The organism is Clostridium sp., from assembly GCF_051654825.1.
Taxonomy (GTDB): domain Bacteria; phylum Bacillota; class Clostridia; order Clostridiales; family Clostridiaceae; genus Clostridium.
The window spans coordinates 43,099-63,535 of sequence record NZ_JBOFYU010000291.1 but is presented as its reverse complement, the minus strand read 5'-3'; the positions used below and the strand labels follow the sequence as shown (position 1 = coordinate 63,535).

The following is a 20,437-nucleotide window of genomic DNA, read 5'->3' as shown; positions in this document are numbered from 1 at the left end:
TTAATATCTGTAAGTTCATCTAAAGTCCTTCAATTTCTAGTTTAGTTAGCACTTATATAAGTAAATTATAACAGATTCATTTTTTCATCTGTAAAATTTTGTATTTAGTTTATTAAACACATTTCATCGTGATAACCATAATTTGATCTTGAAATCAAAGTAGAAAGATAAGTTGCTATTCAACCTATCTTTCTACACATAGCAACCCTATTTTCTAAGAGTTGCGAGTTGAGTATGTATCTCCTCCCCAACCCATACTGCCTGAGAATGTCATCTCCACAATATTCCCTAACTTCGTTAATTTAGGTGTAGAATACATTTTTTTCATTTTCTATTCTCCTCATCAAATAATTTAAGGGTAATTAAAAAAATTAAACCCTATATATAAATTACTATATTTTCAGAAAATAATCAATATTCATTTTTGATTATTTTTTTAAATTATACTCAAATTAAACTAGATGGGAACTCTTATTATATACCCGACTCACTCTTTTGTATAAGATCTCCTAGCTATGCCTGGAAATTTAAAAGCTTATAGATTAGATTTCAGAATTATACTGAATAAATCTTATCTTGTTTATACTAAAAATTTATACTTATTCCATCATATTACATAAGTAAATACTTATATTTCGATCTACCCTGACATTTAATTTACATTTTATCAATATCTGCTTCCCAATCTCTGACTAACTTATAAAATGTATTCCTTTTCAATCTCAACCGCTCCATAGCTGCTATTCCTGTAAGTTTTCTACTTTTCCATTCAGCATAGACCTCCTTCCAATCTTGTGGATAGGTTATAGACTTTCTACCTTTATAGATGCCTTTTTCTTTTGCTATAGCAATTCCTTCTTTTTGCCTCTCTAATAGATTGGCTCTTTCAAACTCGTTGATTGCCCCTATCATAGTAAGCATTAATTTACCTGTAGGTGTAGATGTATCTATATTTTCTTTATTGCTTACTAAATAAACCTTCTTGCTTTCCAATTGCTCAACTATATCCAATAAATCCTTTGTACCTCTAGCCAACCTTGAAAAATCATGTATATAGATAGTGTCCCCTTCTCGTGCAAAATCTAGCATTTCTTGTAGTCTTGGCCTGTCTATATCTTTTGCACTTACTTTTTCTTTAAACCACTTTTCTATGTTCTTATTTGCCAATGCTTTTATCTGTCTTTCTTCGTTCTGCTCTAGTGTACTAACTCTTACATATGCTATGTTCATCATTTTTCTCCAATTTCTTTAGCTTATACCCTAATTATACTAAACCATTTTTATAGGTTCAACCATTTACACAAACACCTGTTTATAAAACAAAAAAACAACCCTATATAAACACATTGTTTTAAAAAACAACGCGTTTATATAGGGTGTACTTTAAAAAAACATTTGTATTTGATACGTTACACAAACTCATCTTTACTCTTTCTGCTCACACCAAGTATCCTCAAAGACATTCTAGAGTCTGGGGATTAGCCCCATGGTCTTAAAAAGTAGGTACTTTAATTTATCTACTTTATTCAGTATGCTTTTCATTTCAGCAAGCAGCTAAATTAAAGCGGTTAAACACTTACACATGAATTTAAAAATCCAATTATTAGTCATCTTAATATTCATTAATTATTAACACCACTCCAACCGTACATTACAAGAACTTTTTTGCGTTAGTATATTAGTTACTGCTATATATATCAAATATATGCATATTAGGCAAAATAGGCAACTCTATATATTTAACCTTTTTATTTAAATTTCTTATAATAAATTTAGAAACAAACAATTTTGCCTCTCCGTTAATCTCTTTTCCCTTTCCATCCCTTGAGCAGGGATACGAAAATGCTACTTCCTCCCCAAACTTTGGATTATTTACCCAATCAGAAAATCCAACTTGCATAGTTTCTATAGTATTATCTTCAAATATTATTTTAAAGGATGTAGTACAATCTCCATATTCACATCCACCTAATATAACAAATTTTTTAATGATTATATTTTCTACACATATCTTTTGTGACATACACGATATATTATCATTATCATATCCATTAAACCTAGGCCTTCTAATGTCTAATCCTTCAAATTTATATATATCATTATTATTTATATCTATAAAATAATGTCCATGTAAAGTATAGTCTGCTTTATTAATATTTTCCAAATCCAACGATATTGCCTTATTATTAAAATGATCCTTTATATTTAATTTTATATACTTATTTTTATCATAAATATTATTTTTAGAACAAAACTTATCTTCTGCAATCTGACTGGTATTATTTTTATCAGTTTCTACTAATTTTTCTATACATTCTCTCTCAAATAAAATTAATTCTATTATCTTTTCTCCTATATATTGTTTCAAATTCAAATTATACTTGTTAGATAAAAAATACTTAAATGAAACTGTCCACAAATTAATCCATTCATTAGAAATACTCCTCATCACTTTCTTAAACTCATTTAAATTATTTTTATAATTATTTTCTAATATATACTCTATGCTTAGAAGATAAGAACCTTTACAGACAGCTATACTTCTTAAATCATTTAAGAATTTAACCTTATACATAAGCTCAATTTTATTAGTCTCTTTTTCTTTATTAATATCTAACTCACTTTTTATTAATTCTCCATATCTTATCATGTTCTCAAAATATTCATATTCATTTTCAGTCGCTTTATTGTATTGCTCTTTTATAAATTCTTCATAGCTTACATTAAATATGATATCCTTTTTATCTATTATTTCATAAGAATAAATTCCCTTACCTAATATATCTATTGGTATGTTAGCTTGTTTATTATATGGTATTAAATCTAAACAGCTAATATTTTCTTTCTCTATATCATATACCACCGATGTATGATATGCATGTATAGTTTGATAATCTGGTAGCCAAGGACACCAGAATGTATCGTAATGAATTATTACTGGCTGATTTTCTAATATGTAGTTATTAAATATTTTTATACTTTCTTCCTTATTTATATATTTATGTGAATTAATTGTTACATTACAATATTTTTGTAAATTATGCCAGTAATTATTATTACAATTTAAATTTCCTCCTATCACATCTATATAATTATCAAAATCATATCTAAAGTTCCATGAATCTTGAAACATTAACCTGAAATCTATATTATTATATTTACAAACAGTAGCTAAAGCGCCTGTATAACAATTATAAATTTTAGAATCATTAAATATATTTTTAATATCTAACATTTTACTCCCCCTTATTTTAAAGGCTATTAGGCGTTTGTAATATGCCTAACCCTAACTTCCTAAATCAGAAATCTAAAACTGCTTTAGCTAGCAAAATCTTAAGTAGATATGCCCTATTAAGTCATACAGCTCTTCATACTGTGTTTTTTCAAAATCACACTGTTATCATTATCACTCACAATTTTCGTCTCTGCTGTTCATCATAGCTAATAATGTAACAATGCCACAGTATGCTAACCCTTTTCCTCCACCTACTTTCATAGGATTCTACAGTACTATATAATACTTTTGCTTTGCTTGCTTTATCTCGCATAGTAATTGCTCACTGTTATAATTCACCATCATTTCTAATTTCTTCTACATTTCATAACTGATTTTGTTCTATGTTTATTAGCAATATGCTTATTCTTTTTCATAACTATCTTGAAATTCTTTAACTATCAAGCATTACTTTTTTTCAATTAATGTTTGTATAATGAACGATTTCTATATTACGTCTTAAAATCTATTTAGCACCAAGGCTCCTCCTCCTAAAGTTATAGTAAATGTCTTCAACTTTATAAATCAATACCACATCATATATCGAAGTAAATATCTCTTATTTTGAGATACTTACTTCGATATATGAGATTTATTGAAGGGTGTGTACCCGGTGTAATTATTGACCACTTACCGAAAATCTCCATCTTTCCCAATGAATACCTCCTTATTCTGAATAAAGTTAGAGTAAAAAACTCCAAAACAATGAACGTCTTGGAGTAATTATCTCATTAATAAGAAGGTCTGAAAATATACGTAAATATGAAAAGCACTTACTATATGATTTTAATATTGTTCTAAATAAATATTATTGTTGATATTAGCTTCTTCTTTTATTATAACTACTAGTTAATCCCTGCACTATTATTAATCTATTATCGTTACTATCAACTGTATATTCTCAAAGAATCTCTTAACTTCTTTATTTTTTCCTGTATTAATAATATAAATACTTTTAGCCCCTTCCTCGCAGACCCTTTCAATCATAAACTTTTCAATATTCCTATTAAAGGCCCTACAAGATAAACAAAATAATTTAATCTCATTATGTTTAATAATTATAGCACCTATTAACCCTAGATCTCCAAACTCATCCGAAGCATATACCGAAAAAACTTTACTATTTACATCATTAATTTTTTTAACTATTTCTTTTGATGTATACCTATATCCATTAGTAAATTTATTTGTTCTTTGCGAAAGTTCACTAATTCTTAATGCTTCACTTAAAGTTGCTATATTAATTTCAATTTTTGTACTAATCTTAGTGTTAATTACAGCATCATTTTTATCTAAAAAACTTTCCCGCTTAATATTATCTTTATATGTCAAATTTCGTTTAATTATATCTTTATAATTTTGTTCGTATAAATTAAAATGTTTAAATACTTCCCTATAATTTTTTATATCAAATAACTCTGTTGTAATAGATGGATAATTACTTTTTACCTCATTGATTTCACTCTCTGTATCATCAACAAATACTATACTATCCACCCCAATATTCAGTTTATTTATTATATTCGAAACACCTAAACTCTTTTTGTTCCAATTAATTTCTGAGTATGCCACTTTATCATAATCTATAAGCATAGCTGAATGATTTAAAAAAACGTCTTTAACATCATCTTTATTATTCTTGCTACATAAAACAATAATCACACCTGAATAATATAATTGCAAAATACCTTTTTGAAACTCTTGATATAGATTTCCTAAACCACTTGTACCTAACTCTATATTCTCTATACCATCCTCAACTAATACCCCCCCCCATAATACTCCATCACAATCTAATACTATACATTTTGGAGATATTCCTATATATGCATAATATTGCTTAAATACAGCCTCAAATACCTTTTTTATTAATTCACTTGTATAAGGCATATTCCATAATGCCTTATATTTTCTATTATATGATTTTTTTACTCCTAATAATGCTATTACTGATTTAAGATCGACATATTGATCAACAGCTTCACTCAGTACTATATTAATTTTGTCGACTTGAAAATTATCCTGCCTCGACCAACCAAACAATTCATACTTTAATTCATCATAATCTTCTAACCCTATTAAAGTTATGAGTGCCTCTGAATTTATTTTAATTGTATCTATTATATGCCTAAAGTATTTGATACAATCTTGAGTTGATTTTTGGTATTGATCTATATCATCATTATTTCGTCTAATTGTATACGGCATCAATATATCCAAATTAACGAATATAATAATATGTGTAGCCTGTTGTATAATACTGATTTTTTCTATTAACATCCCAACTGTCAGAAAATCAACTGTATAATCATTAATATTTATTTCATTAAATTTTTCCTTTATTACATCAGCTACAAAAGGCTCAAGCGTTATATTTGAAATTATTGCTAAATTATTAGTCTGCATTATTGTTTACTACTAGTTCTTTTTTTATAAGTTTAATAATACTTTCAAGTTTATGTATTTTATCTATATCTAAATATTCATCCGGAAGTTCAATCTTAAATTCGTCCTCTATCATTACAATTAAACGAATAAACTCTAAGGAATCAACTCCTAAATCTTTTAATGAGCAATCTTCTACAATTAGTTTTTTTGAATATTCTTCATTAATACAGGTTAACATTTCAATTAACTTTTCTTTAATCACTCGTTTTCCTCCTCAATAATAAATTCAATAATTATACCACTTTTGAAATAAGCAAAACATATATTAGCATTATCTAATGCAGGTGCTATTAATGATTTAATAAAAAGTTTACCTTTATTGTTCTTTACAAAATCAATGATATCCTCTTTATTACATTTATAGCATAAATGATGATATCCTAATTGTGTGTTTTTTACAGTCGAATCATTATTAATAGCTTGTATTAGTTCAATTGTAGGCTCATTATTCTTATATAAGAATATAATTTGATTATTTTGTATTTCATCTACAATCATTTCATTAGCTCTGTAACCCATGTTAATGTATAAATGAACATCCTTATCAATATCATATGTTATAATACCTATATGGTGTAGTTTCATTAAAAAGTCCTTTCTATTTTATATATAAATAAATCACCCGCTCCACCTGTAAAATTAATAATACGATCCAATTTTACATTATTTTGAGTATCTAAAAATTTTATATATTCTATAGCTGCATCATATAAAAAAATATATATTAATTCCTCAGATGTTTGTGAAATTAAGTTGTAAAATACTTTGATAAAATGTTTCAAGTAAAAAGGATTGTAAAAAAAACACTTATTTACTCGTGGATTAATTAATGCTTTTTCAGCACATTGATTTATTATTTCGATATTTCCTTTATGTTTATTTTTTTCAACATTTTTCTCGAGCTGTTCAAAAATTTCTTTATTTACTTCTATACCAATAACATTTTTACATCCATTTAATGCTACAAAACATATCACTCTTCCTAAGCCACATCCAAAATCAACAAAATAATCATCTTTATCAAACGGATAATATGTTGTCATATATTCCAAAACTTGATATGGCGTTGCATCATAATTTGCATAACTTTTCTTATTATTTGTTTTTTTGTATCCATAAGTTATAATTCCTAATTTTTCATCATATCTTTGATCATTTTCTTTCAAATTCATTATATCTCCTACTTAAAAATTTCTTTATTCAGTTGTAACTTTTGCCAATCTTTTTCATTCATATCTTTGCCAATTATTTTATACACTTGATCATTATTTAGCCTTTTTTCGAAGTTAATTTTCCATTTTTTTCTCTCTTTTTCATTTAATCCATATTTATCAAATAAACTATATCCTTCTTTATTCTCCAATAGTTCTATATAGCTAGAAAGTTCTTCACTCTGAAAAACCAGTTGTGCATAATATAGCATATAATATGCATAAGGTTTTAAATGATACTTTTCACATATCCTTAAAACATTATTAGGAGATAATTCTTTAGGGTTATATTTAATAATATCTTTAATATCCCTAAACATGTCAGTTCTAATACAATTGTATTGAAGTAAATGATAGATAGAATTCATTTCTTTATAATGATGTAGTATTAGTTGTATAAATGCTTTTTCTAAAGACAAAACTTTTATATTACTTCCAAATAAGTTTATTTTTTCATTCTCATTCAAGAATTCTTTAATATCTATACGTTTTCCCTCATACTCTCCCCAATATATATCAAAATTCACATCTACATTTAGTGTAATATTAAGTTTTTCTTTTGAGTATGGTGGTATTTGATGTGAATGAGTGAAACATAGTATTCTTTTTTTTCTCTTATCTTCAACAGTATCTTTTGTATTATCTTGTATGAATCCAGCTATAAGTAATTCTTTTTCTAGCCGCTTTACATTTGACCTATCAATTAGTATATCTATATCACCCGAATATCTAGAATGCGGCTCCCCATATATCTGCATCGATAGAGCCTCACCCTTAATAACGGCATAATCTACATTCTCTAAACTATGCCAAATACCGGCAAGTTCACTGTACAGTAATCGTCTCTTAAGTTCATATATTTTATCCATCCTGTTATTCCTTTACTAATATGTCTAAACACTCTTGTGCATATTTAAGGTTATTATAAGTTAACTTATATCCCCTAACAGATTTACAAATTTCGGCTATTGTTTCTATATCTTTTTCTAAGTGTTTTGTATTCTTTAAGTTGAATATTAAATTTTTATATAGTTCACCTTTGCTTATTTCCTTTAAACTGTTATCTCCTTCTCTACTAATAAATAATGCACTAGAAAATGGATATTTATCCTGGGTATTATGTTCTTTATAATCACTTACTAAATAATTATTCTGACCTGTTAATGGGTTGTATCCTTTAGAAATTATCTTATCATTAATTAAATCACCAAATAACTCTTTACTTCGTAATGATATAGGCATTTTAAATGTTCTCATACTATAGTTTTTTCTATCTACAAATATATAATCATCCGAAATGTACTCATACCCTTTATGAACCAAACATGTGATAAATGTGGATTTCCCCGTAGTTGTAGGGGCTATTATTCCATAACTTTTCCCATTTTTACCTATTCCCCCACCATGAAAAATACAATACTCATCTTTAGAATATGCCTCGGAAAGGTTGTCGATTATTCGGTATAGGTAAAATCCGACCTTTTCAATATCATCTATATAATATGATTTATTTTTACTAATTAAATAATACTTATTTTCCTCATACTTTATTGATAAACACATTGTATTTACATTAGTATTGGTAAACTCTTTACAAATAAACTGTCCAAATAAACTATTTATAAGTTGTATAATTTCCACCCTATCCGTATTTATATTGATTCTCCAATTACATAATCTAGTATTCAATGTTATTTTTCTCATTCATTATCTCCTCTTAGCATATAAACTTCTTTGTGCTGTATACATACTGAAATATTTCCCACCTTTTTGCATTAGTTCTCTATGAGTACCTGACTCAATTATTTGCCCGTTATCAAAAACAAATATTCTATCGGCTAAAATACATGACCCTAATCTATGTGAAGTAATTATTTTAGTTTTCCCTTTCAATAAGACATTAAATTGTTCATATAACAAAGATTCTGATATAGGATCTAACGCAGCTGATGGTTCATCCATTATATAAAGCCCTACATTCTTTCTACTTAGCGCACGCTCAATAGCAATTCTTTGCCACTGTCCACCTGAAAGATCTACCCCATTCCTATCAATGTTTCCTAATGGTGTTTTATCCCCCTCTGGAAGATCACTCAAAAAATTAATAAATGTAAACTCTAATTCTTTAATATCTTGAGATGGATTAACTAATTCAATGTGATCCTTTATGCTCATTTTATACCTTGCAAAGTTTTGGAATACACAAGCTACATGATTTCTAAAATCATTCATTACTTCACTACTCTCATAATTATTAATCATTATGAGACCTTTACTGGGTTCTAATATTCCCAGTAATAATTTAATGAATGTAGACTTTCCTGATCCATTTTCGCCCACCAATGCTATACTTTCCCCCTTTTTTATTTGGCAAGTTACATTATTAATTGCATAAGAATTTGTGTTAGGATACTTATACGTTACATTAGAAAATAGTATATTATCGATACCAGATATATTTTTTTTAGATGCTACTTCTTCATCCAACTGTAAAAAATTTTCCCAATCCTCTAAATGGGTTAGTCTAATACTCATATTATTAATTTGTTTGAAAATATCACATACTGAGCTAGAAAGTAAGGCTCCAGCACTTAATATTAACGCAAAATCTCCAATAGAATTCTTTCCTACTTTATAATTAGTGGTAACTATAAATAAGCAAATAAATATACCAATTTTAGATATTAGTACAAGAACAAATGACATTATAGACTGCTTAATTAATAACTTTAACCCTTTTCTATACAAACTCTCTCTTACTTTATTATATTTATTTATAAGTATTTGTTCTAAACCAAACGCCCTGATTTCTTTACTATTTTTTTTATCTCTAAATAACGTGTGCAAATAGTTTATTTTACGATTATCATTAGTTTGGTTGATTTCTAAGTAATATCTTTCAAAAGCATTTTTGGATTCCGCATATATGTATATAAGGTTAGGTACTATTATAATTATTATAAAATACCATTCTACCGTTGATAATAAAACACCATATGAGATTGTAGATATTAAAGCAACAAGTAGTAAAATTACAAAATTCAACGCGTCATAAATAACAGGTGCATTTATGCATACTCTATTTATTAAATCAAATGTATCCGCTGATTCATATACATCATATTTAATTCTATCTAATTTATTGAAAATATAATTTTGAATATGTTTTCTCGTAAGATAATTTATATATGTATTTTCAATTTTTTTTATACTAGTTAAAAATTCATTTATCCAAATCATAATATTGCTTATTAACATTAATAAAATCAAATAATTTTGTATGTCATGATTTTGATTATTTAACGCATATGTTACCCCATTTAATATTAATTTAGAAAAATAGGATAATATTGGAGGTATGAATGATGCTAAAATCATTACTAATATATATACAATCAATTTTTGTATTACAGTTTTATCAGCACCTATTCGTAATAATTCTTTAGCAGTTTGTGCATTTGCTTTATTCATACTAAACACTCCAATCATACCATTTAGCTTGTTCATTAAAAAAATTATAATATAATTTTTTTTCAGCATATAAATCTTTATGTGTTCCAATTTCAGCAATTTCTCCATCTTTTAAGAAAATAATCCTATCTGCCATTTGACATATCCCTACTCTATGTGATATTATTATGCTTGATTTATTTTCGAAATTTTTCTTAATATAATTAAAAAGTTCAATTTCACTTAATGGATCAATAGCTGAAGTTGGTTCATCAAAAATAATCATTTCTGAATTTCCAATAAATGCTCTACTTATAGCAACTTTTTGCCATTCTCCTCCTGACAATTCTTTCCCCTCTGTTTCATATAGCTTTCCCAAAAAACTATTATACGTAAGCTCTTTCTCTTCAATTACTTGGTCCAATCCACTTACTCTTCCTGCATTATCTAATGCCTTATCATCATCTATTTTACTTAAGTCTCCATAACCTATATTTTCTCTTAATGTAAACTCATATTGTACAAAATCTTGAAAAACTGGTTTTGATAAAATTCTAATATCATCTTTATTGATGCTATTAATATCCATTCCCTTAATTTTAATGCTACCACTTTTAGCTCTATATAGACCTAATGCTAAGGCACTTAATGTTGATTTTCCTGATCCATTACCCCCTACCAAGGCAATAACTTCATTTTTATTCAGCTCGAAATTTATATTTTTTAAAACTTTTTTCTCAGGATAATAATGAAAACAAACATTTTCAAATTTAATTATAGGTTTTTTTGATAAATATTCATTTTTTTGATTCAGAATATTCTTATCCAAATTCTCTATATTCAGAATTTCTTCAATATCCTTTGTATAAATTCCGCAACTTGAACTTTTAGAAAATGTATTAGCGATATAACCTATATACCTAATAATTATACTTCCCATTCCCATTATCATAGTATATGTTGCTAAATCTATATTATTTGTATTTAACATTTTAAATAGTAATATAAAAGGAACTACGCCAATCAAATTATATGCTAAATTTAACAGTATAAAATTTAATTCTTGTATTTTTTTTAATTTAATTTGCCTCTTGAATAATTCATCACCTAATATATTCCATTTTTGTTTCAAAACTCTATTATAGCTATGAATTCTATTTTCAATAATCATATCTTTTGATTGCTGTAATAACTTGAAATAATTTATTTTTTTCCTTTCTATCTCTGTTTTTTCTAAAAATTCTTCCATATGATTTGCTTGTATAATTCTATTAATAGCTAACATTAATCCCATTATGTAATATATAATTAGCACTGTAGGATATTTTATAAGCTGTATTGTCGAAATTAATAATGAAATAAAGTAAGCAATATTATACATTAATATTGCTGGCCCACTCGATATATAAATAATTGATTCTTTAGCACGATCAATTTTGATTTGTGCGTCGGCATTATCTAATAATTCCATCGGACAACATTGTAAATTAAAATGTATCTTTCCTTCTATCCAACTTGCAACTTTTAATCCTACTATACGTTGCACAATAGGTGATGCATATGCTTGAAAAATAAATAGTGCTGATACAATAAAATATATTGATATAGTAATTAATATATCAATATTAGTGCTCATCAAATCGTTGGTCATTGCCGAAACAATTCCTTTTTGTAAGTATACTTCAATTGGCTCTAGTATACCTAATCCACATATAAAAAATAAATATAGTATTATAATAAATGGCCATCTTTTTAATGAATACATGGTATACTTTATTTGGAATTCAAGCCCATTTTTAATATTATGGATTAGTCCAACCATTTTATTCCCTCTCATAACCTTGTATAGTCTTGCATTTTTCTATACTATTAAGAAAATATTTATGTCTTTTTCTAGTAAAATCATTTCCAAACAACATAGTTAAACAACACTCAACTCCAGATATTATTGCTGCTATTTTTGATCCTCTTACATTTAAAATTATAGCCTTATCATTTTCCAGTAATTTTTCAACTTTACCAATAATATCTTTTCTGATTATTGGTTTATCCATTGAAATATTGTTATCACCTTTTGTGATAACATATTTAGGCAATACCACTATGATTCTATGAATAGATATACCTATTGGACTTTCTTTATTTTTAAAGACAATTATGTCTCCTATCTTATACTTGATAGCTTTTGATATGTATATTGATTTTATTTTGAACGGATTAAGATGCGGCAACATGCTTACTCCAATAACTTTAACTTGCTTTGTTTTCTCTATTGTAGCAATATTGTCTTCTATAGAATGCTTCAGTTGATTTATCAGCATCCTTGTTTTAGACATGAACAGCTCCCCATTTTTTTTATTTTCTCCTTCATAAAAAACTTAATCATACCACACTGATCTGCTTTCTCAAAAATATCCCCTGTTTGAGCATATGATGCCGCTGGACATCCACACATGCATACCTCATTAAATGAACACTTCTTACAATCAGACTGCTTTTCTTTTCTACTACGAACTTTATCGATTACTTTTTTAGCCTTCTCTGAAGATAATGCCGTAGAAATTGTAGTATTATATACATTTCCTACAATATTTTCATCTCCACAAAACATCTGACATACGAATATATCCCCATTGGGTTCAATTTTAGGTCCAATGTCTAACTGTCCGTCTGCAAACAAAACACATCCTACTTGCTTTTCAAGATCTGAAAAAGTAATCTCTATTTTCTCTTTATACTTTATCTTCATTGCCTGACATTTAATTGCAAGTTCTGAGATACTAACCACATCATCGTTAAAATCATATACATATTCATACTCGTTTCCACGCCCACTTTTAACTAATAATGATATGTTAAGAGTTTTCACATGATAATTTACAGCAATTTTTATAACCTCCTCAATTTCATCACTATTATTTTTTCCAACGTTATATCTTAATAATATCTGTCCTGAGTATCCATATTCCTTTACTTTATCCAGTAAGCTCATGGTCAATTTATAGCTTCCTTTACCTCTACAAATATCATTGTCTATCTCTTTCGTAGAATCTAGTGTTATTTGTAATTTATGTCCCTTAGACAAAAGTTTTATGGCATGTTCTTCTGATAATAATGACAAATTAGTTATGATTGTTGCATACATGTTTAACTCTTCTAATTGTTCAAGTATATCCATTATATCTGGATGTGAAAATGGCTCTCCACCCGATAACGTAATATGATTAATGTTGTTATTTGCACACTCTCTAATAATCTCATCGACTTTTTCCCTCTCCATATAAGTACCTAGCTTAGATGAGTCATTATAGCAATATGGGCAGTCTCTATTACAAAAAGATGTTATTTCAACATATAATCCACTAAATTTTAAATTGTACATTTCATTCTCCTTATTTGTGTAATACAACAGATTGCTTTTTTATAGATTATTAGATAATATCATCAACTTCCCTATGTACATAATTACTTCCAGTTCCACATGTAAATGTAGTTCCTTCTGAACAAACTGCACTCTGACATGTTGCTGACACAACTACATGATTACATACTTCTTCTTTTGAGAAACTTTGCATTAAGGGGCTTACATATTTCATACTCTCACCTCCCTTTGAACTGATCTATAAATTGAATTGTATATATTCTTAAATAATATCCTCAGCTTCTCTGTGTACATAATTACTTCCAGTTCCACATGTAAATGTAGTTCCTTCTGGACAAACTGCACTTTGACATGTTGCTGACACAACTACATGATTACATACTTCTTCTTTTGAAAAACTTTGTATTGCTGGGCTTATATATTTCATGCTCTCCCTCCCCTCTTTAACTTGCTTCTAATAATTAATACAGTCACCTGTTGTATCACCTTTCCAAAACAATGCCTGAGTTCCTAAAATTATTAATTATATTATCACAGTCACTCTCTAATAAACTGATTTCTACATTTGAAAAATTCTCTTTCATATGCGCTACATACGTAGCCTTAATATCATCTTCTATACTTCCTTTTATCAAACTTAAAATGTATGTAGCTGATGAATTTAATATGTGTATCATCTCGCTCCCAGAATCATATAACATAGTTTCTCCATCGCTAAATATCTCTATTTGATAATCTTCATTAACATATATTTTTTTCATTTTACACTCCTCCTTAAAATATAAAATAGACATATTTCATTTTTGAAATATGTCTATGCAACTTTTTACTTATTAATCTCTCTGTTTACTATATACGAAATTACATACTCCATTAATATTAAATGGAACCCCATGAAACTGTATGTTAATTATATTTACACCCTCTGTGCACTCATAATCACTTTGATCAATAAGCTTTGCTCCCTGGTAAAGTGCTACTCTTACTTTTTCATCATCAGGCCATGGTAAATTAGCTAATAGGCTATAAACAGTTTCCTTATCTAAGTTAATCCCAAATAGTTCATCTATACTTATATTAAATATTTCAGCTAATATAGGCAGTAAAAAAATATCTGGACAACTAGTTTGTTGCTCCCACTTCGATACAGCTTGGCATGAAACCCCTACCTTTTCTGCTAATTCCTCTTGTGTTAATCCGCATAATTTTCGATAATAAGCAATCTTTAATCCTACTATAGAATCTCTTTGCATAGCATGTTCCTCTTTTCTAATTATTTTAACATATCAAATTATTTTGTCAACATAATATATTTTTATTTTTCAATATATTATGTTATTTACAATCATTATAACTCTTTTTTGTGTTTTTTTAAATATACTATTGGTTTAAAAAATACTATTGTCAGTTGATTCCGTATTATTAGCAAAAATATTCTAATGAGTACCACCACTCTTATAATCATTACTAGCTTTTTTATTTAAATCATAAATAATTACATCTCCACGATTAAAAGTAAATATAACATTATTATCATCTACCTTACTTTTTATTGCTCCCTCTATATCCCACATATTGCCTAGTGGTACATCATAATAGCTTAAATCAGGATTATTAAACTGCTGATCCTTAACTGTATCTATTTTGAAATTAACCATAATATAACCATCTTTAAGCCAAAAACTTTCTTTACCGTTTAATCCTTGCTTTTTAGCATATTCAAACATATCATAGTCTTTAGGAACTACATAGACTTTATTTGGTATATAATACTCTCCATACCAATGCTGCTGCGACTTCTTCACTTTAACTGGGTCTACACCGGTCGGGGTCATATAAGTATCTCCAATAAACATTCTTGCTGACGAAGGTAAAACAATCTGACTAAAATATCCTATTTTTGTTTTATTATTTTTTAAAGATTCTTCTGAAACGCCTAAGATATGTGATGTAGCCTTAATCTCACTTTCAGGAACGTTTCTATCAGCATTTCCTAATCTCATATATTTAGGATTATTTTTATCAGTAGAACTCCCTACCTTTACAAAATTTTTATTTTCCCCTTCAATATTCTCACTATAATATAAATCTACTTGTTGTCTATTCTGACCATTTTTATCAACATAATAGAATGTTGGAGTAATATTAATGCAATCATAAGGATTAAATAAATTTCCTATTGTTACTAACTCAAATTTAAATTTATAGCCCGTTGGTAGCACTCCAATATTATCTTTATTCGGATGACTGCCGTTGATAATTGGAACAGTAAACTCACTACTATTTCCTTTTACTTTTCCATTCTGATCCTTAGTGCCTATCCAATAATAATTTCCTGTATGCTTTAATGTATCTTTCCCTACCCTAAACACATCTTGCCATGTTGGATAATCTTCTATATCTGTTACTTTGAAATCATATAATCTGCCTATTACTTGGACTGGTATTTTTTCATAAGCTACATAGTTCCTCATATCTAAATTGGCATTTTTCTCATAAGAAATATCATTTGGGGCATTGATTGAAACTGCTCTAAACTCTACTTCATAATCACCTTCATCAACCCATATAGGCGTATAGAAATTCATATTATCATAAGGCAACGGAATATCTATCCATGTATCAGCTTCAACATATGTTCCTGTCGCTCGATCTGTTCCTTTGTAAATATCAAATGGGAACCTTACCTGTTTCTTCTTGGTATATTTTGCATAGTCTTGATACCCATACCCTAAAATATCTAAATGCTGACCAACTGTAGGAAGTGAAATAGTGTTAGGGCGATCTAAAATAATACTTACCTTAGATAAATTAGGCATAACTTTCTGATTAAAATTTTTGTCGTCATAAACACTTGGAAAACATACAACTGGTGTATGTACTGTAACTGGATTAATTCCATCAATAGGATACTCTAAAAACTGACTTCCTCCTCCTACACTTTGAATCAAATTATAATAAATCTTTCCTGTACTTTCTGCTAGTTCTTTATTTCTTTTTTCAGCTTCTATTGTAAGCGTATCTTTATAAAGAACGTCTCTATCTATCATATTAGGAGTCGGGAAACTACTTGGTCCTGCCGTTTCTTTTTCTTGCCAACCATCTTCAAAAATAGTGCTGCCATTTACTTCTAATCTATCATTTTTTACTTGTATTTCTTTTACTTCATCTTCCGCTATGCTTGTCCAATCCTCGTCAGGTACACTCGGTTTACTTGTTCCACCATCTATAGTTTGGCTTGGCATAGTTATAGTCTCTCTAAATTCTGGCTCTTTAATATGAGCACTCTCGCTTGAATCTGCACTAATAGAAACACTCGGCTTTTGATACCCACTAGGATATAGTGTAATACTTTCACCATTTGGAAGGGCATAATTATTAACTATCGACTTTTCAATCCCATACACTTGCAATTCTTTAATAATCCCATATGCGAACTCTCTTGTAACTGTATAAGTTTTTGAGACTGTCTGTGAATCACTATAAGAAACCCAATCACTCACCCAATAATCCTCACAATTAGAGGTACAATTACCTTTATCATCATCTGAATGTGAAGTTGACCACCATCCTTCATCTACTTTCCATTTTAATTCATAGGTTTTTGATATTGTAATGTTATAGTCCTTACTTCCTACAACATTTTCAAAGTTGTACTTATATAAAAAGTCTTTTGCATCAACTTGTACATATAAATCCTCTGTAGTAGGTATTCCATCTAACACCTCAAACTTCTCATTATCCCTGTAATCTGCTCGTATAACTGCTGCTACACTAGGGTCTAAATCCTCCCCCGAACTGTCACCTCCTCCTGTTGGTGGCTGTGGTGGGGCATCCCCCTCATAATAGAAATATATGTACACATTTTTATCCTTACCATCATACTTAAAGGTTACATTTTCACCTTGTTTCATTGGTTGACTACTATCAGGTGGAGTCCCTGTTTTAAACCTAAACCCTTTGTATGTCATGTTATTAATGTCTGTTTTAGGAATTGTATAATCTTTAGATGGCTCAACTTTTTTATCATAATTATAACTAGCTAACGATTGCCCTTTAGTGGTGAAATGCTTTACAACTAACATTCCATCTGTAGGCTCAAACTCAACCTCTATAACGATAGGAATATAATATCTAAGCCCCTCTACATTCTGCCCTTGCCAATCCTTTGTCTGATCTTCAGGATAGGATGCATTTAATGTTACATCTCCTGTTACTTTAATACTTACTTGATTACTTCCTATCCCCGAAGGTATCGCCTTACTTACCTTTACATTCTCTCCTACTGCCGGTTCAATTTTAGTTACATAATCTATACCTCTTGTAGTGTCCCAAATATTCATATGCTTTGAATCTTGCTTATTAAACTCATATACACTAACTCTTTTCACTTTCTTATCATTAGGGAATCTTAATCTATAATTATATTCAGCCGAATGTCTTTCCCCTGGCTTTCCATCACTTGTCCATGTACCATCATTATGTTTCCAAACATCATAATACATTAATCCTACTGTATATCCTATATTAGGATTAACTTCTAAGTCAGTAAATTTCAAAGGGTCTCCCCCTGTATTGGAAATCATTTTACCGTACACTCCAATAACGCTAATAGCCATAATGACTATCAACGTTATTGCTACAACCTTTCTTTTTATTTTTTTTCTCATTTATTTAATTACCTCACTTCTTGGAATAGCTAATAACTTTTCTTTTCCTTGAAATACCAAGTAGTTTACATTTTCTATCTTATAATTCTTATAATCTTCCCCTGAAACCCCATAATCAGATAATGCAACAACATTATATTTTGCTGTTACTGTACCATCTGAATTTTTAGTAAATGTAGATGGAGTTCTACGTCTCTTAATCCCTTGTTTATCACTAAACCATACATTAGTCCAATCCCATGTAGCAACTCTAGGCTTTTGAGTAACATATATTTCTTTCTTATCTCCCGAAACAGAAATATCGTAAATAGTATAATCCCCTCCATCAACAGGAAGTTGAGATTTACTTATAACTACCACTTCTTTATAACCATCTTTTACAAAGGCATTTCCATATTTTGAAATTGGCTCTGCTTTTAATTCATCAATATGTGTTACTTTAATCTCTTTACCTGTAGTAATTTTCACTGTACTTACTTCTTTTAACCAATCAACCCCTACCCCTAATCCCTCACTTACAAATCGCAAAGGGACAAAAGTTCTATTTTGCTTATTTATTGGTGTTGTATCCATTTGCTTTACTGTACCATCTACTTTAATTTGTTTACTTCCAAGTTGCATTTCAATAGCTTTTCCATCTTGATTAATTGATACAGTTTTTGTTTTCTCGTCCCAATCAACCTTTGCCCCTAATTCTTCACTTACAAACCTTATCGGAACTAATGTCCTATCATTCTTATCCATAAAAGGCTGTGCATCTGGAAACTTCACAATTTGGTTATCTATTGTAACCATAATATTTTCTTTTGCTTGAACTGGGATAGCCACCATCATAAGACTTAATGCTAATAATCCTAATTTCTTTTTCATATAAACTCTCCTTTTCTCAACCTCTTTTTTATTTAATTATACCATGTTAGTTGTAATAAATAAACTATATTAGTTATTTTCAGTCTTTTTTTCATTCTTAATCCTATAAATTTGACCCATTCCTACCTTATAAGTACGTCTTATATCCTCAATACTTGCCCCATCATCTAAAGCCTTTATAATAGCATTGTATCTAATTTCTTCTTTTCCTCCCTTGCATAACTCCGTCTTTCGTCCTTTATACTTTCCTTTTGCCTTTGCAATAGCTACACCTTCTTTCACTCTTGAAACAATCATAGCCCTTTCAAATTCTGCAAAACTTCCTAGCATATTGAACATTAGGTCTTTTAAGTGGTCTTGCTCCTCACCTCTTGAAAAAGTCATACTCTCCTTTATAAATTTGATAGTTGCTCCTTTATTAACTATTTCGTCTACTATTGATTTAAGGTCAACTATACTTCTTGCAAGTCTACTTATCTCATGCACTAAAATAATATCGTTTGGCTCTATTTCTTCTAAAAGCCTTTCTAGTTCTGCCCTTTGTCTTGTCTTACCACTTATCTTGTCTATGTAAACTTTCTCTGCTCCCAACTCCTCTATTACCTTTTTTAACTGTCTAACTTCTTTCTGTTTTTCTGTACTTACTCTTAAATATGCTTTTATCAATTTCATCACCTTTACCATTAAATATTGTTATAAAAATAATAGCATACTTATTTATATTCGGTAATATGTATACAGTAATTTAGGAATCCTTATTTTTCAATCTTTCTAACAACTAATTTAAATTACCGTTTAACTATAATCAAACAGTAATCCCAAATTTAACAAGGTGGAGATTTAAAAATTTAAATTTGTAACCCGAGGAAATTTTTAAATACTACCTTGTTAAATTGCTATGACTAATACACTTTTGCCCTGCTCCTCACCATACGGTTGAGGGGCTTGGCTCACGCCGAGTGTCGCCGAAGGCAAGGTGGGGTTTGGGGACAAGTCCCCAATTGGGGTATTGGGGTAAACGACCCCAAGGTTCTAAAGGGGGGTGAATTTACTTAGGATCACGGCGCGCAACGTTCTTTGTTGCTGCTGTGGCCCTAAGTAAAGAGGTGGAACGCCTATATCTCTCTTCCGT

General features: G+C 28.9%; 19 protein-coding genes. All 19 read right to left on the bottom strand.

Annotated features, from left to right (window positions below):
- Nucleotides 1–657 precede the first annotated feature (657 nt).
- Nucleotides 658–1,230, bottom strand: a complete 573-nt coding sequence (locus tag ACRDBA_RS17820; protein ID WP_438574279.1) for a recombinase family protein — start codon at nt 1,228–1,230, stop codon at nt 658–660.
- Nucleotides 1,231–1,678: 448 nt separating this feature from the next.
- Complete coding sequence (locus tag ACRDBA_RS17815; RefSeq protein ID WP_438574278.1) at nt 1,679–3,235, bottom strand: BtrH N-terminal domain-containing protein; 1,557 nt, start codon at nt 3,233–3,235, stop codon at nt 1,679–1,681.
- Nucleotides 3,236–4,141: 906 nt separating this feature from the next.
- On the bottom strand, nt 4,142–5,680 hold the full coding sequence (locus ACRDBA_RS17810) for an HAD-IIIC family phosphatase (protein WP_438574277.1): 1,539 nt from the start codon (nt 5,678–5,680) through the stop codon (nt 4,142–4,144).
- A complete protein-coding gene (locus ACRDBA_RS17805) occupies nt 5,670–5,924 on the bottom strand; it encodes an acyl carrier protein (protein WP_438574276.1) in 255 nt (84 codons plus the stop codon). Before ACRDBA_RS17805 ends, ACRDBA_RS17810 begins: the two co-directional genes overlap by 11 nt.
- A complete protein-coding gene (locus tag ACRDBA_RS17800) occupies nt 5,921–6,307 on the bottom strand; it encodes a VOC family protein (RefSeq protein WP_438574275.1) in 387 nt (128 codons plus the stop codon). The genes ACRDBA_RS17805 and ACRDBA_RS17800 overlap by 4 nt, the downstream gene beginning before the upstream one ends.
- Nucleotides 6,307–6,894 (bottom strand): class I SAM-dependent methyltransferase, encoded by a 588-nt coding sequence (locus ACRDBA_RS17795; RefSeq protein ID WP_438574274.1) that lies wholly within the window; start codon nt 6,892–6,894, stop codon nt 6,307–6,309. The genes ACRDBA_RS17800 and ACRDBA_RS17795 overlap by 1 nt, the downstream gene beginning before the upstream one ends.
- An 8-nt stretch (nt 6,895–6,902) precedes the next feature.
- Nucleotides 6,903–7,802, bottom strand: coding sequence for a nucleotidyltransferase family protein (locus ACRDBA_RS17790; protein WP_438574273.1), 900 nt, complete (start codon nt 7,800–7,802; stop codon nt 6,903–6,905).
- A 4-nt stretch (nt 7,803–7,806) separates the two neighbouring features.
- Complete coding sequence (locus ACRDBA_RS17785) at nt 7,807–8,637, bottom strand: hypothetical protein (RefSeq protein WP_438574272.1); 831 nt, start codon at nt 8,635–8,637, stop codon at nt 7,807–7,809.
- A gap of 3 nt (nt 8,638–8,640) precedes the next feature.
- Nucleotides 8,641–10,404 carry an ABC transporter ATP-binding protein gene (locus tag ACRDBA_RS17780; RefSeq protein ID WP_438574271.1) on the bottom strand — a complete coding sequence of 588 codons (1,764 nt, stop codon included), beginning with the start codon at nt 10,402–10,404 and terminating at the stop codon, nt 8,641–8,643.
- A 1-nt stretch (nt 10,405) separates the two neighbouring features.
- Entirely contained in the window at nt 10,406–12,205 is a 1,800-nt protein-coding gene (locus ACRDBA_RS17775) for an ATP-binding cassette domain-containing protein (RefSeq protein ID WP_438574270.1), read from the bottom strand.
- Between the two features lies 1 nt (nt 12,206).
- Nucleotides 12,207–12,719, bottom strand: coding sequence for a signal peptidase I (locus ACRDBA_RS17770; RefSeq protein WP_438574269.1), 513 nt, complete (start codon nt 12,717–12,719; stop codon nt 12,207–12,209).
- Entirely contained in the window at nt 12,698–13,765 is a 1,068-nt protein-coding gene (locus tag ACRDBA_RS17765; protein WP_438574268.1) for a radical SAM protein, read from the bottom strand. Before ACRDBA_RS17765 ends, ACRDBA_RS17770 begins: the two co-directional genes overlap by 22 nt.
- A gap of 49 nt (nt 13,766–13,814) precedes the next feature.
- Complete coding sequence (locus ACRDBA_RS17760) at nt 13,815–13,979, bottom strand: hypothetical protein (RefSeq protein WP_438574267.1); 165 nt, start codon at nt 13,977–13,979, stop codon at nt 13,815–13,817.
- A gap of 48 nt (nt 13,980–14,027) precedes the next feature.
- The gene (locus tag ACRDBA_RS17755; protein ID WP_438574266.1) at nt 14,028–14,192 is read right to left on the bottom strand and encodes a hypothetical protein; all 165 of its coding nucleotides are present in this window, start codon (nt 14,190–14,192) and stop codon (nt 14,028–14,030) included.
- A 55-nt stretch (nt 14,193–14,247) separates the two neighbouring features.
- Nucleotides 14,248–14,526 carry a PqqD family protein gene (locus tag ACRDBA_RS17750; protein WP_438574265.1) on the bottom strand — a complete coding sequence of 93 codons (279 nt, stop codon included), beginning with the start codon at nt 14,524–14,526 and terminating at the stop codon, nt 14,248–14,250.
- Between the two features lie 72 nt (nt 14,527–14,598).
- Nucleotides 14,599–15,018 carry a helix-turn-helix transcriptional regulator gene (locus tag ACRDBA_RS17745; RefSeq protein WP_438574264.1) on the bottom strand — a complete coding sequence of 140 codons (420 nt, stop codon included), beginning with the start codon at nt 15,016–15,018 and terminating at the stop codon, nt 14,599–14,601.
- A gap of 183 nt (nt 15,019–15,201) precedes the next feature.
- A complete protein-coding gene (locus ACRDBA_RS17740; RefSeq protein WP_438574263.1) occupies nt 15,202–18,435 on the bottom strand; it encodes a DUF5704 domain-containing protein in 3,234 nt (1,077 codons plus the stop codon).
- Nucleotides 18,436–19,305 carry a copper amine oxidase N-terminal domain-containing protein gene (locus ACRDBA_RS17735; protein WP_438574262.1) on the bottom strand — a complete coding sequence of 290 codons (870 nt, stop codon included), beginning with the start codon at nt 19,303–19,305 and terminating at the stop codon, nt 18,436–18,438.
- A gap of 69 nt (nt 19,306–19,374) precedes the next feature.
- On the bottom strand, nt 19,375–19,971 hold the full coding sequence (locus ACRDBA_RS17730; RefSeq protein WP_438574261.1) for a recombinase family protein: 597 nt from the start codon (nt 19,969–19,971) through the stop codon (nt 19,375–19,377).
- Between the last annotated feature and the right edge of the window lie 466 nt (nt 19,972–20,437).

Excerpts from the sequence above, each read along its gene's own strand:
- ACRDBA_RS17820 (WP_438574279.1), bottom strand. The coding sequence starts at position 1,230 with ATGAACATAGCATATGTAAGAGTTAGTACACTAGAGCAGAACGAAGAA.
- ACRDBA_RS17815 (WP_438574278.1), bottom strand. The coding sequence starts at position 3,235 with ATGTTAGATATTAAAAATATATTTAATGATTCTAAAATTTATAATTGT.
- ACRDBA_RS17810 (WP_438574277.1), bottom strand. The coding sequence starts at position 5,680 with ATGCAGACTAATAATTTAGCAATAATTTCAAATATAACGCTTGAGCCT.
- ACRDBA_RS17800 (WP_438574275.1), bottom strand. The coding sequence starts at position 6,307 with ATGAAACTACACCATATAGGTATTATAACATATGATATTGATAAGGAT.
- ACRDBA_RS17795 (WP_438574274.1), bottom strand. The coding sequence starts at position 6,894 with ATGAATTTGAAAGAAAATGATCAAAGATATGATGAAAAATTAGGAATT.
- ACRDBA_RS17790 (WP_438574273.1), bottom strand. The coding sequence starts at position 7,802 with ATGGATAAAATATATGAACTTAAGAGACGATTACTGTACAGTGAACTT.
- ACRDBA_RS17785 (WP_438574272.1), bottom strand. The coding sequence starts at position 8,637 with ATGAGAAAAATAACATTGAATACTAGATTATGTAATTGGAGAATCAAT.
- ACRDBA_RS17780 (WP_438574271.1), bottom strand. The coding sequence starts at position 10,404 with ATGAATAAAGCAAATGCACAAACTGCTAAAGAATTATTACGAATAGGT.
- ACRDBA_RS17775 (WP_438574270.1), bottom strand. The coding sequence starts at position 12,205 with ATGGTTGGACTAATCCATAATATTAAAAATGGGCTTGAATTCCAAATA.
- ACRDBA_RS17770 (WP_438574269.1), bottom strand. The coding sequence starts at position 12,719 with ATGTCTAAAACAAGGATGCTGATAAATCAACTGAAGCATTCTATAGAA.
- ACRDBA_RS17765 (WP_438574268.1), bottom strand. The coding sequence starts at position 13,765 with ATGTACAATTTAAAATTTAGTGGATTATATGTTGAAATAACATCTTTT.
- ACRDBA_RS17760 (WP_438574267.1), bottom strand. The coding sequence starts at position 13,979 with ATGAAATATGTAAGCCCCTTAATGCAAAGTTTCTCAAAAGAAGAAGTA.
- ACRDBA_RS17755 (WP_438574266.1), bottom strand. The coding sequence starts at position 14,192 with ATGAAATATATAAGCCCAGCAATACAAAGTTTTTCAAAAGAAGAAGTA.
- ACRDBA_RS17750 (WP_438574265.1), bottom strand. The coding sequence starts at position 14,526 with ATGAAAAAAATATATGTTAATGAAGATTATCAAATAGAGATATTTAGC.
- ACRDBA_RS17745 (WP_438574264.1), bottom strand. The coding sequence starts at position 15,018 with ATGCAAAGAGATTCTATAGTAGGATTAAAGATTGCTTATTATCGAAAA.
- ACRDBA_RS17740 (WP_438574263.1), bottom strand. The coding sequence starts at position 18,435 with ATGAGAAAAAAAATAAAAAGAAAGGTTGTAGCAATAACGTTGATAGTC.
- ACRDBA_RS17735 (WP_438574262.1), bottom strand. The coding sequence starts at position 19,305 with ATGAAAAAGAAATTAGGATTATTAGCATTAAGTCTTATGATGGTGGCT.